The sequence below is a fragment of the Burkholderia sp. CCA53 genome (assembly GCF_001685525.1).
GTDB classification, from domain to species: Bacteria; Pseudomonadota; Gammaproteobacteria; order Burkholderiales; family Burkholderiaceae; genus Burkholderia; species Burkholderia multivorans.
This window is the reverse complement of the sequence record NZ_BDDJ01000001.1, coordinates 1,042,824-1,056,795: the sequence shown is the minus strand read 5'-3', so window position 1 is coordinate 1,056,795 and position 13,972 is coordinate 1,042,824. Positions and strand designations below refer to the sequence as shown.

At 68.9% G+C, this 13,972-nt stretch carries 13 protein-coding genes; all 13 read left to right on the top strand.

Features of this window, described 5'->3' with window-relative positions; genetic code table 11:
* Nucleotides 1–217 precede the first annotated feature (217 nt).
* The 13 genes from BCR55_RS04875 (at nucleotide 218) to BCR55_RS04815 (ending at nucleotide 13,964) form a co-directional block, all read left to right on the top strand.
* Nucleotides 218–1,825 carry a S10 family peptidase gene (locus BCR55_RS04875; protein WP_065494260.1) on the top strand — a complete coding sequence of 536 codons (1,608 nt, stop codon included), beginning with the start codon at nucleotides 218–220 and terminating at the stop codon, nucleotides 1,823–1,825.
* A 93-nt stretch (nucleotides 1,826–1,918) separates the two neighbouring features.
* Complete coding sequence (locus BCR55_RS04870) at nucleotides 1,919–2,320, top strand: EF-hand domain-containing protein (RefSeq protein WP_006407602.1); 402 nt, start codon at nucleotides 1,919–1,921, stop codon at nucleotides 2,318–2,320.
* Between the two features lie 367 nt (nucleotides 2,321–2,687).
* Nucleotides 2,688–3,587 carry an IclR family transcriptional regulator gene (locus BCR55_RS04865; RefSeq protein WP_006400380.1) on the top strand — a complete coding sequence of 300 codons (900 nt, stop codon included), beginning with the start codon at nucleotides 2,688–2,690 and terminating at the stop codon, nucleotides 3,585–3,587.
* Entirely contained in the window at nucleotides 3,584–4,609 is a 1,026-nt protein-coding gene (locus BCR55_RS04860; RefSeq protein ID WP_065494259.1) for a 2-dehydro-3-deoxygalactonokinase, read from the top strand. The genes BCR55_RS04865 and BCR55_RS04860 overlap by 4 nt, the downstream gene beginning before the upstream one ends.
* Before the next feature lie 28 nt (nucleotides 4,610–4,637).
* Entirely contained in the window at nucleotides 4,638–5,315 is a 678-nt protein-coding gene (locus tag BCR55_RS04855; protein ID WP_065494258.1) for a 2-dehydro-3-deoxy-6-phosphogalactonate aldolase, read from the top strand.
* Nucleotides 5,315–6,094 (top strand): SDR family oxidoreductase, encoded by a 780-nt coding sequence (locus tag BCR55_RS04850; RefSeq protein WP_065494913.1) that lies wholly within the window; start codon nucleotides 5,315–5,317, stop codon nucleotides 6,092–6,094. Before BCR55_RS04855 ends, BCR55_RS04850 begins: the two co-directional genes overlap by 1 nt.
* Before the next feature lie 107 nt (nucleotides 6,095–6,201).
* Complete coding sequence (locus BCR55_RS04845) at nucleotides 6,202–7,197, top strand: arabinose ABC transporter substrate-binding protein (RefSeq protein ID WP_006407596.1); 996 nt, start codon at nucleotides 6,202–6,204, stop codon at nucleotides 7,195–7,197.
* Nucleotides 7,198–7,273: 76 nt separating this feature from the next.
* A complete protein-coding gene (gene araG, locus BCR55_RS04840; protein ID WP_006407595.1) occupies nucleotides 7,274–8,785 on the top strand; it encodes an L-arabinose ABC transporter ATP-binding protein AraG in 1,512 nt (503 codons plus the stop codon).
* Nucleotides 8,786–8,859: 74 nt separating this feature from the next.
* A complete protein-coding gene (gene araH, locus BCR55_RS04835; RefSeq protein WP_006407594.1) occupies nucleotides 8,860–9,876 on the top strand; it encodes an L-arabinose ABC transporter permease AraH in 1,017 nt (338 codons plus the stop codon).
* Between the two features lie 22 nt (nucleotides 9,877–9,898).
* Nucleotides 9,899–10,693 (top strand): SDR family NAD(P)-dependent oxidoreductase, encoded by a 795-nt coding sequence (locus BCR55_RS04830; protein ID WP_006407593.1) that lies wholly within the window; start codon nucleotides 9,899–9,901, stop codon nucleotides 10,691–10,693.
* A gap of 70 nt (nucleotides 10,694–10,763) precedes the next feature.
* Nucleotides 10,764–11,825 (top strand): aldose 1-epimerase, encoded by a 1,062-nt coding sequence (locus BCR55_RS04825; protein ID WP_006407592.1) that lies wholly within the window; start codon nucleotides 10,764–10,766, stop codon nucleotides 11,823–11,825.
* Between the two features lie 40 nt (nucleotides 11,826–11,865).
* The gene (pyrF, locus tag BCR55_RS04820; RefSeq protein WP_065494257.1) at nucleotides 11,866–12,693 is read left to right on the top strand and encodes an orotidine-5'-phosphate decarboxylase; all 828 of its coding nucleotides are present in this window, start codon (nucleotides 11,866–11,868) and stop codon (nucleotides 12,691–12,693) included.
* Between the two features lie 212 nt (nucleotides 12,694–12,905).
* On the top strand, nucleotides 12,906–13,964 hold the full coding sequence (locus BCR55_RS04815; protein WP_006410844.1) for a hypothetical protein: 1,059 nt from the start codon (nucleotides 12,906–12,908) through the stop codon (nucleotides 13,962–13,964).
* Nucleotides 13,965–13,972 lie beyond the last annotated feature (8 nt).

Here is a 13,972-nt window from a genome sequence, read left to right as displayed (position 1 = left end):
GCCGCTGAAAGCGGGACGAAAACAGACGTTTCGGCATTCGAAGCGTGTCTGTAAGGTGTGCGCCGCAACGGCCGCTCGCGCGAATATTTCAAAATTTTTCAATGCTGACACGCTCGCGTATATTGGCCGGCACCGCGGCTTACCCGCCGCGCGCATGAGGTGGGGGGCGGCCCGACCGGCTGCTCGACATAACAACATCGAGAGAGGGAAGGCAACGATGCCAGCAAGCCAAGCGAAGCTGTGGTTGGGAGTCGTGTTTTCTTCGCTGATCCTGACGGCCTGCAACGACGACGTCACGTCGTCCGTCGCCAGCGCCGGCGATTCAGCACAGTCCGCCGCGCAGGCGGACAAGCCCTACGCCGATCCGAACAGCTATTCGTCGAATGCGAACGCGTCGCTCGATGCGTCCGCCGCGGTCGAGCAGGCCGCCGTCACGCATCATCAGATCACGCTGAACGGCCAGACGATCCGCTACACGGCCACGGCCGGCCATCTCGTCGCGCGCGATCCGCGCAGCGGCGCACCCGAGGCGTCGTTCTCCTACGTCGCCTACACGGCCGACAACCAGCCCGCCGCGAAACGGCCGGTCACGTTCCTCTACAACGGCGGCCCGGGCTCCGCCTCGGTATGGCTGCATCTCGGCTCGTTCGGCCCGAAGCGGATCCAGACCGGCGATCCGAACGCGAACACCTCGACGTTTCCGTTCGTCGACAACGCGGAGAGCCTGCTCGATACGACCGATCTCGTGTTCGTCGACGCGATCGGCACCGGCTATTCCGAGGCGATCGCGCCGAACACGAACCAGACGTTCTGGGGCGTCGACCAGGACGCCGGCGCCTTTCGCGATTTCGTGACGCGCTACCTGAGCGTGAACCAGCGCAACGATTCGCCGAAATACCTGTTCGGCGAATCGTACGGCACGCCGCGCACCGACGTGCTCGCGAACCTGCTGGAGACGGCTGGCGTCAAGCTCGACGGAATCGTGCTGCAGTCGTCGATCCTCGACTACAACACGAACTGCGACATGGCGAGCGATTACGTCGGCAACTCGAACAACGGCGCGAGCGCGGTGAGTTGCGCGGGCTTCGTGCCGTCGTACGGGACGGTCGGCGCGTACTACCAGCTCGACAATCCGAATCCGCCGAGCCTGCCGCCGTATGCGGACCAGATGCGCCTGCTGACGGCCGGCAGCTACGCGCCCGCCGTGAACGCGTATCTCGCGAACCATACGCCGCCGTCGCCGAGCCTCGTGACGACGATGACGAACGCGACCGGCGTGAAGGCGTCGCTGTGGAACGCCGACTTCAACGTCGTGCCGACCTTCTTCGACAACAGCTTCCAGCTGTCGCTGCTTCCCGGCACGCTGATCGGCCGCTACGACGCGCGCGTGAACGTACCGATATCGAGCGCGCTCGCCGCCGACGGCGATCCGTCCAGCACCTACATCACGAAGCCGTTCACCGACACGATCGCAAGCTATCTGCCGAACGAGCTGAAGTACACGGCGAAGACCGCCTATGCTGTCAGCAGCAACGCGATCAATACGTGGGACTGGAGCCACGACGGCCTTGCGATGCCGGACACGATTCCCGACCTCGCGGCGGCGCTGACGCTGAATCCGGCGTTGAAGGTGCTGTCGCTGAACGGCTATCACGACATCGCGACGCCGTTCTACCAGACCGAGCTCGACCTCGCGCGGCTCGGCACGCAACCGAACCTGACGATCAAGGACTATCAGGGCGGACACATGGTCTATCTCGACGATACGTCGCGTCCGCAGGAGAAGGCGGATCTGGCGGCCTTCTACCGCACGGCCGCGCGCTGACGCGACACGCGGCCGGTGCGCGCGTCGGACGAATCGCGCCCGCACGCGCCATGCGGCCGGCCTCGACGACCTCATTCCAGACTGGAGCCTGACATGCAAAAACGTCTCATCGTCATCGCCGCGGCGCTCGCAGCAGCGGGCGTCGCGCTGTCCTCGGCCGCGTTCGCGCAGGCGAGCGACGCGGCCGCACCCGCCCGCGCACGGCAGGCGCAGCTCGGCGACCCGTACGTGCCGCCGGCCGCGCGCCGCCCGACCGCCGGCACGCAGACGACCGGCGCGGCGCTGCACGCGCAGGTCGTGCGCAAGCTCGCGCGGCAGTTCAGCGCGGCCGACACGCAGAACACCGGTTCGATCACCGAAGCGCAGGCGCGCGCGGCGGGGCTCGGCTACGTCGCGAACCATTTCCGGCAGATCGACGCGAGCGGCAGCGGCCGCGTGTCGTTCAGCGACGTGCAGCGCTACATGCAGACGCGTAGCGAGAGCGGACAGCAGTAGGCGATCGATCGCGACCGTGCGCGACGCGCGCGGCGGCAAACCGGGGGCGGAACCTGCGGTGCACGCGGATTTCGCCCCCGCGCACATCGGCGCCGCACGCATCGAACGTCGACGGCCGATCGACCGTTTTTCTCATTATCTGGGCAGCGCATTCAAATATTGGAGGTGGATGCGTACGCTCCTACAATCCGAAGCACATCGACAGCTTCGGACCCGCACCGCGCGGCGCCCGACGCATACGGAGACACCTTCCATGACGTTTGCCGGGCGCTTTCCTCGGTGCTTCGCGCGCCGCGTTGCCGCGGCCGGGCTCGTGCCCGGCGCGCAGGACGCGGTTTCACCGATCCCGTTGAAGTAGCCCCGTCCCATGACCAAGATGCCCGACTCCCTCGCCCTCGACGCCCGACGCGCGACGCCGGACGATGCGCCGCTCAGCGACAGCATCGGCGCGACCAGCACGCCGCTCGATCTCGCCGCGCAGCAGGCCGGCACGCAGACGCTGTTGCGCGGCCTCGCGATTCTCGAAGCGATCGCGAACGGCGCGCGCGACATGCGCGCGATCGGCGCCGCGCTCGGCACGACGCGCAGCACCACGCATCGCCTCGTCAGCAGCCTCGTGCAGGCCCGCTATCTGCGCCAGGTGCAGGGCGGCTATCTACTGGGGCCGAAGCTGATCGAACTCGGCACGATCGCACTCGAGCAGATGCCGCTGACCGCCGTTGCGCGGCCGCATCTCGAGGCGCTTGCCGAAGCGACGCTCGACACGATTCATCTCGGCGTGCGCGACGGCGACGACGTGCTGTACATCGACAAGATTCCCGGCACGCGCGGGCTCGAGATGCGCTCGCGCGTCGGCCACCGGATGCCGCTCGCCTCGACCGGCATCGGCAAGGCGATGATGCTCGACCTCGCGCCGGAGACGTGGCGCACGCTGTTCGAGGCCGCGCGGCGCGCGCTCGCCGGCGTCAGCTTCAAGCCCGACAACCGGCCCGACTCGGCGGCGTTCCTGCAGCGGATGGCGCACTACGCGGCCGGCGGCTACACGTTCGACCTCGAGGAGAACGAGGCGTCGATCCGCTGCGTGGCCGCGCCGATCCGCGACGCGTCCGGTGCGATCGTCGCGGCGGTGTCGGTCGCGAGCACGATTCCGTACATGCCGCACGACCGGATGGACGAACTGATTCCGCTCGTGCAGCGCGAAGCGCGAGCCATTTCCGCGGAACTGGGCTGGAGCCCGCCGCAGGGTACCCGCAGGATCAAACGATGACGAATCCGACCCGGACCGTTCCGGATGCCGCCGGCGCCGCAACGTCGCTGATCGCGCTCGACTGGGGCACGACGTCGCTGCGCGCCTATCTGTACGACGCGCGCGGCGCGTTGCTCGACACGCGCAGCCGCGCGGCGGGCGTGATGCATGTGCCGGGCGGCAGTGCGCACGCATTCGACGCGGCGTTCGAGGATGCGTGCGGCGACTGGCTCGACCGCGCGGGCGCCGTGCCGGTGCTCGCGGCCGGCATGGTCGGCAGCGCGCAGGGCTGGCGCGAGGCGCCGTACGTCGCGGTGCCGGCCGGCGCCGACGCGCTCGTCGCGGGTCTCGTCACGGTGACGACCGCGCGCGGCGCGACCGTGTCGATCGTGCCGGGCGTGATCGCGACGGGCGAGCTGCCCGACGTGATGCGCGGCGAAGAAACGCAGATCGTCGGCGCGCTCGCGGCCGATCCGACGCTTGATGCCGATCGTTCAGGGCTCCTGATCGGGTTGCCGGGCACCCATGCGAAATGGGCGTGGGTCAACGGCGGCCTCATCGAGCGATTCCAGACCTTCATGACGGGCGAGCTGTTCGCCGCGCTGCGCGACCACACGATTCTCGGCCGCACGATGCGCGCGCCGGCGTCGCCGGATCGCGCCGCGTTCGAGCGCGGCGTGACGGTTGCACGCGACGCGCAGCACACCGGGCTGCTCGGCACGATTTTCAGCACGCGCACGCTCGGCCTGACCGAGCGTCTCGCGCCCGATGCGCAGGGCGACTATCTGTCCGGGCTGTTGATCGGCCATGAGCTGAACGCGCTCGACGCGATGCTCGCCGAACGCGGCGCGACGCTCGCGAATCAGCCGCTGCTGCTGATCGGCGACGACCGGCTGTGCGCGCGCTACGTCGACGCGCTGCATGCGTTCGGCTGCATGCACGCGCGCGTCGTCGCGCACGCGACCGAGCGCGGGCTGTGGCAGATCGCGTCGCGCGCGGGGCTCGTGCACACGGACGGCGAACCCGTATGCGCCGGCCACTGAACCGAACCGATTGCGGAGGAATGTAACGATGTCGTCCGACCTGACGCTGCCCGCGCCGTACACGCCGCATGCCGGCCTGATGCGCGCGTTCGACGCGTGCCCGCTGATCGCAATCCTGCGCGGCATCACGCCGGCCGAAGCGGTCGAGCACGGCCGCGCGCTGTACGACGCCGGCTTCCGGCTCGTCGAGGTGCCGCTCAATTCGCCGGCGCCGTTCGATAGCATCGCCGCGCTGCGCCGCGCGTTGCCGGACGACGCCATCGTCGGCGCGGGCACCGTGCTGCGCGCCGAATACGTGGACCGCGTGCAGGACGCAGGCGGTGCGCTGATCGTGATGCCGCACGCGGATACCGCGGTGATACGCCGTGCCCGCGAGCGCGGCCTCGCCTGCGCGCCGGGCGTCGCGACGCCGACCGAAGCGTTCGCGGCGCTCGCCAACGGCGCCGACGTGCTGAAGATGTTTCCCGCCGAGCAGCTCGGCACGGCGGTCGTGAAGGCATGGCGCGCGGTGATCGATCGCGCGGTGCCGCTGGTGCCGGTCGGCGGAATCGCGCCCGACAACATGCAGCCGTTCCTCGCGGCCGGCGCGAACGGATTCGGGCTCGGCTCCGCGCTCTACCGGCCGGGCCAGTCGGCCGACACGACGGCCGCCCATGCGCGCGCGTTCCAGGCCGGCCTGCGCGCGGCGCGCGGCGGAGCCGCATGATGAACCGGCTGGCGGGCAAGGTCGCGATGGTCACCGGCGCGGCGCGCGGCATCGGCGCGGCGATCGCGCGCGCATTTGCCGGCGAGGGCGCGCGCATCGCGCTCGTCGACGTCGATTTCGCGCAGGCCGAGCAGACGGCCGCGGCGATTGCGCGCGACGTCGACGGTGCACGCGTGCTGCCGCTGCATGCGGACGTCACGCAGCAGGGCTCGGTACGCGACGCGCTCGCGCAGGCGGAAGCGGCGCTCGGCGCGCTCGACGTGCTCGTGAACAACGCGGGCATCAACGTGTTCGCCGATCCGCTGACGATGACCGACGACGACTGGCGCCGCTGCTTCGCGGTCGATCTCGACGGCGTCTGGCACGGCTGCCGCGCGGCGCTGCCGGGCATGGTCGAGCGCGGTCGCGGCAGCATCGTGAACATCGCGTCGACGCATGCGTTCCGGATCATCCCGGGCTGTTTTCCGTACCCGGTCGCGAAGCACGGCGTGCTCGGCCTCACGCGCGCGCTCGGCATCGAATACGCGGCGCGCAACGTGCGCGTGAACGCGATCGCGCCGGGCTACATCGAGACGCAGCTCACGCGCGACTGGTGGGACGCGCAGCCCGATCCGGCCGCCGCGCGCGCCGAGACGCTCGCGCTGCAGCCGATGAAGCGGATCGGCCGGCCCGAAGAAGTCGCGATGACCGCGGTGTTCCTCGCGTCCGACGAGGCGCCGTTCATCAATGCCGCGTGCATCACCGTCGACGGCGGGCGCGCGGCGCTGTACCACGACTGAACTGAAGCAGCGATTCGACAGACCGCACGTGCGCCGGCCGCGCGCACGCTGCGTCGACACCAACAAGCGGCCGCATCCTGTTCGATGAAGACAAGGAGACACTGGAGATGAAACGCAGAACGTTCGTCACGCTGGCCGCTGCGGCCGCGGTGGTGATGGGGAGCCCGATCGCGCACGCGGCCGATCCGGTGAAGATCGGCTTTCTCGTGAAGCAGCCGGAAGAGCCGTGGTTCCAGGACGAGTGGAAGTTCGCGGAGATCGCCGCGAAGGACAAGGGCTTCACGCTCGTGAAGATCGGCGCGCCGTCCGGCGAGAAGGTGATGAGCGCGATCGACAACCTCGCCGCGCAGAAGGCGCAGGGCTTCATCATCTGCACGCCCGACGTGAAGCTCGGGCCGGGCATCGTCGCGAAGGCGAAGTCGCACAACCTGAAGATGATGACGGTCGACGACCGCCTCGTCGACGGCGCGGGCAAGCCGATCGAAGCGGTGCCGCACATGGGGATCTCGGCGTACAACATCGGCAAGCAGGTCGGCGAGGGTATCGCGGCCGAGATCAAGAAGCGCGGCTGGGACATGAAGGACGTCGGCGCGATCGACATCACGTACGAGCAGCTGCCGACCGCGCACGACCGCACGACGGGTGCGACCGATGCGCTTGTCGCCGCCGGTTTTCCGAAGGCGAACGTGATCGCGGCGCCGCAGGCGAAGACCGACACCGAGAACGCGTTCAACGCGGCGAACATCGCGCTCACGAAAAATCCGCAGTTCAAGCACTGGGTCGCCTACGGCCTGAACGACGAGGCCGTGCTCGGCGCCGTGCGCGCGGCCGAAGGGCGCGGCTTCAAGGCGGACAACATGATCGGCATCGGCATCGGCGGCTCCGACTCCGCGCTGAACGAGTTCAAGAAACCGCAGCCGACCGGCTTCTTCGGCACCGTCATCATCAGCCCGAAGCGCCACGGCGAGGAAACCTCCGAGCTGATGTACACGTGGATCACGCAGGGCAAGGCGCCGCCGCCGCTGACGCTCACCACCGGCATGCTCGCGACGCGCGACAACGTGACGAAGGTGCGCGAGCAGATGGGACTCGCATCGAAGTAACGGGCGCCGCGCGGTCGTCGCAGCGATGCGGCGGCGCGCGGTCCATCGATCATGCAAGTGGAAGTGGAGAAGCGACGTGTCAGCGGCACTGCGTTTTGACAATATCGGCAAGGTATTTCCCGGCGTACGCGCGCTCGACGGCATCTCGTTCGACGTGCACGCCGGCGAGGTGCACGGCCTGATGGGCGAGAACGGCGCGGGCAAGTCGACGCTGCTGAAGATTCTCGGCGGCGAATATCAGCCCGATGCGGGCAGCGTGCTGGTCGACGGCCGGCCCGTGCATTTTCCGAATGCGGCGGCATCGATCGCGGCCGGCATCGCGGTGATTCACCAGGAGCTGCAGTACGTGCCCGACCTGACGGTCGCGGAAAACCTGCTGCTCGGCCGCCTGCCGAACGCGTTCGGCTGGGTGAGGAAGGGCGACGCGAAGCGCTACGTGCGCGAGCGGCTCGCCGCGATGGGCGTCGATCTGGATCCGGCTGCGAAGCTCGGTCGGCTGTCGATCGCGCAGCGGCAGATGGTCGAGATCTGCAAGGCGCTGATGCGCAACGCGCGCGTGATCGCGCTCGACGAGCCGACGAGCTCGCTGTCGCACCGCGAGACCGAAGTGCTGTTCAAGCTCGTCGACGACTTGCGCGCGCAGGGTCGCGCGCTGATCTACATCTCGCACCGCATGGACGAGATCTACCGGCTGTGCGACGCCTGCACGATCTTCCGCGACGGCCGCAAGATCGCGTCGCACGCATCGCTTGCCGACGTGCCGCGCGAGCGGCTCGTCGCCGAGATGGTCGGGCGCGAGATCTCGGACATCTATCACTACGCGCCGCGCGCGCTCGGCGACGTGCGGTTCTCGGCCGAAGGCATCGAGGGCCCCGCGCTGCGCGAGCCGGCGAGCTTCTCGGTGCGTGCGGGCGAGATCGTCGGCTTCTTCGGGCTCGTCGGCGCGGGCCGCAGCGAACTGATGCGGCTCGTGTACGGCGCGGACCGCCGCCGCGCGGGCGCGCTGACGCTAGACGGCAAGCGCATCGACGTGAAGCGCACCGGCGACGCGATCCGTCACGGGATCGTGCTGTGCCCGGAAGACCGCAAGGAAGAAGGGATCATCGCGATGGCGTCGGTCGCGGAGAACATCAACATCAGCTGCCGCCGCCATTCGCTGCGCGCCGGGCTCTTCATCGATCGCAAGACCGAGAACGACACGGCCGACCGCTTCATCCAGCGGCTGAAGATCAAGACGCCGAACCGCCGGCAGAAGATCCGCTTCCTGTCGGGCGGCAACCAGCAGAAGGCGATCCTCTCGCGCTGGCTCGCCGAGCCCGACCTGAAGGTCGTGATCCTCGACGAGCCGACGCGCGGCATCGATGTCGGCGCGAAGCACGAGATCTACGACGTGATCTATCGGCTCGCGGAACGCGGCTGCGCGATCGTGATGGTGTCGTCGGAGCTGCCGGAAGTGCTCGGCGTGTCCGACCGCATCGTCGTGATGCGCGAAGGCCGCATCGCGGGTGAGCTGCCGCGCGCGCAGGCGAACGAGCACGCGGTGCTGAGCCTCGCGCTGCCGCAGGCGAGCGCGGTGCAGGCCGCGTGACGCCGCCGGGCGCCGGATTCGAATCGATAGCGCGCGGCGCAGGGCCGCGCGATGCAGGAGCAGGAGACACAACCATGCAAGTCAACGAAAACCTCGCCAGCGCAGCCGTGAAGCCGTCGGCCGACGCGCTGGTGCCGCAGCAGAGCGACCGCCAGAAATGGTGGCAGCAGCTCACCGAATACAGCTTGATCGCGATCTTCGCGGTGATGTTCGTCACGATGTCGCTGACGGTCGATCACTTCTTCTCGATCGACAACATGCTCGGCCTCGCGCTGTCGATCTCGCAGATCGGGATGGTCGCGTGCACGATGATGTTCTGTCTCGCGTCGCGCGACTTCGACCTGTCGATCGGCTCGACCGTCGCGTTCTCGGGCGTGCTCTGCGCGATGGTGCTGAACGCGACCGACAACACGTTCGTCGCGATCGTCGCGGCGGTCGCGGCCGGCGCCGCGATCGGCTTCGTCAACGGCGCGGTGATCGCCTACCTGCGGATCAACGCGCTGATCACGACGCTCGCGACGATGGAGATCGTGCGCGGGCTCGGCTTCATCGTGTCGAAGGGGCAGGCGGTCGGCGTGTCGTCGGATACCTTCATCGCGCTCGGCGGCCTCACGCTGTTCGGCGTATCGCTGCCGATCTGGGTCACGCTGCTGTGCTTCATCGTGTTCGGCGTGCTGCTGAACCAGACCGTGTACGGCCGCAACACGCTCGCGATCGGCGGCAATCCGGAAGCGTCGCGGCTCGCGGGGATCAACGTCGAACGCACGCGCGTCTACATCTTCCTGATCCAGGGTGCGGTGACCGCGCTCGCGGGCGTGATCCTCGCATCGCGGATCACGTCGGGCCAGCCGAACGCCGCGCAGGGCTTCGAGCTGAACGTGATTTCGGCGTGCGTGCTCGGCGGCGTGTCGCTGATGGGCGGCCGCGCGACGATCTCGGGCGTCGTGATCGGCGTGCTGATCATGGGCACCGTCGAGAACGTGATGAACCTGCTGAACATCGACGCGTTCTATCAGTACCTGGTGCGCGGCGCGATCCTGCTCGCGGCCGTGCTGCTCGACCAGCTGAAGAACCGCGGCGCACGCGACTGAGCCGCCTACACGGAGACGCTGCATGACCACCGATTCTTCCGCGCGCGACGCGCATGCGAATTATGCGCACTATCCGAGCCTCGTCGATCGCGCGGTGCTGATCACCGGCGGTGCGACCGGCATCGGCGCGTCGTTCGTCGAGCACTTCGCGCAGCAGGGCGCGCGCGTCGCGTTCGTCGACCTCGATGCGGACGCGGGTCGCGCGCTCGCCGATCGTCTCGGCGGCGCACGCCACGCGCCGCTGTTCCTGCCGTGCGACCTGACCGACATCGAGGCGCTGCGTCGCGCGATCGACACGATCCGTACGCAGATCGGCGCGATCGCGGTGCTCGTGAACAATGCGGCGAACGACGTGCGGCATGCGATCGCCGACGTGACGCCCGCGTCGTTCGACGCCGGCATCGCGGTGAACCTGCGGCACCAGTTCTTCGCCGCGCAGGCCGTGATCGACGACATGAAACGGCTCGGCGGCGGTGCGATCATCAACCTCGGCTCGATCAGCTGGATGCTGAAGAACGGCGGCTATCCGGTGTACGTGATGGCGAAGGCGGCCGTGCAGGGCCTCACGCGCGGGCTCGCGCGCGATCTCGGCCCGTTCGGGATTCGCGTGAATTCGCTGGTGCCCGGCTGGGTGATGACCGACAAGCAGCGCCGGCTCTGGCTCGACGACGCGGGCCGCGCCGCAATCAAGGCCGGCCAGTGCCTCGAGGCGGAGTTGCTGCCGGCCGATCTCGCGCGCATGGCGCTGTTCCTCGCGGCCGACGACAGCCGGATGATCACCGCGCAGGACGTGATCGTCGACGGCGGGTGGGCCTGACCGTCGCGCGGCCCGCGTAGCGGCCGCCCATCGAGCGCATCGTTTCATCGACGAACGAAAGGAGCTGATCATGACCGCCACGTCCTCGCGCGCATCGTCGTCCACCAGCCAGTCGCGCCGCGCGCGCCTTGCGGCCGCCGCGCAGCCGGTCAGCGCCGGGCCGCAGACCGCCGTGTTCGCGCGCGGCGTCGGCGCCGCGCATGCGGCGGCCGTCACGCTGTCGAATGCGGCGCTGCGGGTGGACGTGCTGCCGCATCTCGGCGGCGGCATCGCGCGCTTCGACTGGCGGCGCGACGACGGCGCGCTCGTGCCGGTGTTTCGCCGCTGCGCGCAGCCGGAAACCGCGACGGACCCGAACGAGCTCGCCTGCTATTCGCTGCTGCCGTACTCGAACCGGATCGGCGGCGCGCGCTTCGAATGCGACGGACGCAGCATCGCGGTGCCGCGCAACCGGCTCGACGAGCCGCTGCCGATTCACGGCGACGGCTGGCTCTCGTGCTGGCAGGTCGACGATGCGACCGACACGTCGCTGCGGCTGACGCTCGACCGCCGCAGCGGTGCGCCGTACGCGTTCCGCGCGGTCCAGTCGTTCGAGCTCGACGATGCGACGCTGACGATCGCGCTGACGATCGAGAACGCGGGCCGCACGCGGCTGCCGTTCGGGCTCGGCGTGCATCCGTTCATCGTGCGCGACGACGCGACCGAACTGGCGGCCGCGGCGGGCGGCCTGTGGCTGTCCGGCGCGGATTTTCTGCCGGTGCGCCACGTGAGCGTGCCGCCTGCGTGGCAGTTCGGCGTCGCTTATCCGCTGCCGGCGACGCTCGTCAATCACGCGTTCACGGGCTGGGGCGGCCATGCGACGGTGAGCTGGCCGCGTCGCGGCATCACGCTGACGGTCGCGGCCGATGCCGACGCGTATGTGCTCTATACGCCGCCCGGCGCGGATTTCTTCTGCTTCGAGCCGGTCGATCATCCGATCAATGCGGTGAACCTGCCGGGCGGCGCGGCGGCGCACGGGATGACGTTGCTCGCGCCCGGCGAGCGGCTGACGCGGCGCTTCGCGTTCAGCGTCGCACGCAGCGACGCGCGCACCGGCGCCGTGGCGCGCGAGGGTGGTCGGCGACGCGGGTAAAATACGCGGTCTACCAACGGTTTGCCGCGAGTATCCGCCCATGTCTTCCCCGCTTACTTTCCTCGATTCGCTGCGCGCCGCGTGGCAACGCACGAATTCGCTGCTGTGCGTCGGCCTCGATCCCGAGCCGTCGCGCTTTCCCGCGCAGTTCGACGGCCAGCCCGACGCGATCTTCGAATTCTGCCGGCAGATCGTCGATGCGACCGCGCCGTACGCGAGCGCATTCAAGCCGCAGATCGCGTATTTCGCCGCGCATCGCGCGGAAGATCAGCTCGAGCGCCTGATCGCGCACATCCATCTGCAGCATCCCGGCCTGCCCGTGATCCTCGACGCGAAGCGCGGCGACATCGGCAGCACGGCCGAGCAGTACGCGCGCGAGGCGTTCGAGCGCTACCGCGCGGACGCCGTGACCGTGAACCCGTACATGGGCTTCGATTCGGTCGAGCCGTATTTCGACCACGAGGGCAAGGGCGTGATCGTGCTGTGTCGTACGTCGAATCCGGGCGGCTCCGACCTGCAGTTCCTCGACACCAACGGCCGGCCGCTGTACCAGGTCGTCGCCGATCTCGCGGCGAACCGGTGGAACGCGAAGAGCGGCCAGCTCGGCCTCGTCGTCGGCGCGACGTTCCCGAAGGAGATCGAGATCGTGCGCGGGATCGTCGGCGACATGCCGCTGCTGATTCCCGGCATCGGCGCGCAGGGCGGCGACGTGCAGGCGACGGTGAACGCGGGCCGTACGGCCGACGGTACCGGCATGATGATCAACTCGTCGCGCGCGATCCTCTACGCGAGCAGCGGCGACGATTTCGCCGAAGCCGCGGCGCTCGCCGCGCAGAAGACGCGCGACGCGATCAACGCGTATCGCTGATGCACCGCGCCCGCGCATGCGGGCGCTCCGCCTCCGGCGCGGCGCTGCCGCGTCGTCCCCGCCGCGCCGCTGCCGCGTCGTCCCCGCCGCGCCGCCGTGGCGCGCGCGGACAACTTCCCGTCGTTTCCGCACTGCATGCGCGCGCTGCAATCGCGCGATGCTGCCGCTTGTCATCGATCCGTCATCACAATGTCAAGAAAAGGAGCGACGCCATGCCGAAGCTGTATTCACGACTTCTGACCGCGCTTGCCGCGTCGCTCTGCATGACGTTCGCGCATGCGGCCGATCTCGCACATTGGCCGGCCGACAGCGCGAAGGCGCTGAACGCGATGATCGCCGCGCACGCCCATCGCGGCGACTACGCGGTGTTCGATGCCGACAACACGACGTACCGCTACGACCTCGAGGAGTCGCTGTTGCCGTACCTCGAGCATCGCGGCGTGCTGACGCGCGACACGCTCGACGCATCGCTGAAGCTGATTCCGTTCAAGGATTCCGCCGACTACAAGGAATCGCTGACAAGCTACTACTACCGGCTCTGCGAGATCGACGATCTCGTTTGCTACCCGTGGATTGCGCAGGCGTTCGCGGGGCTGTCGCTCGCCGACCTGAAGCGCCACATCGACGCGATGCTCGCCGACGGCAAGCCGATCCCGATCCGCTACTGGCAGGGCGACAAGGTCGTCGACGGTACGGCGAACCCGCCGCGCTTCTTCCGCGGGATGCAGGAGCTCTACAACGCGCTGCGCGAGAACGGCATCGAGGTGTACGTCATGACGGCCGCGCACGAAGAGCTGGCGCGGCTCGTGCTGTCCGACCCGAAGTACGGCTACAACGTGAAGCCCGAGAACGTGATCGGCGTGACGACGCTGCTGCGCAATCCGGCGACCGGCGCGCTCACGACGTCGCGGCTGCAGATCAAGGCCGGCAAGTACGACGAAGCCGCGAACCGCAATCTCGTGATCACGCCGTTCCTGATGAACCCGATGACGTGGTACGAGGGCAAGCTCGGTTCGATCGTCGGCTGGATCGACCAGTGGAAGAAGCCGGTGCTCGTCGCGGGCGATACGCCCGCGTCCGACGGCTACATGCTGCTGAACGCGACCGACGTCGCGCGCGGCGGCGTGCGCGTCTGGGTCGACAAGAAGGACAAGCAGATGGCGCAGATCCGCGCATGGTCCGACGAATCGGCCGCGAAGCAGAAGGCGCTCGGCCTGCCGGTGACGGCCGATCGCAACTGGATCGTCGTGAAGCCCGACGCGATCCAGTAAGCGGCACG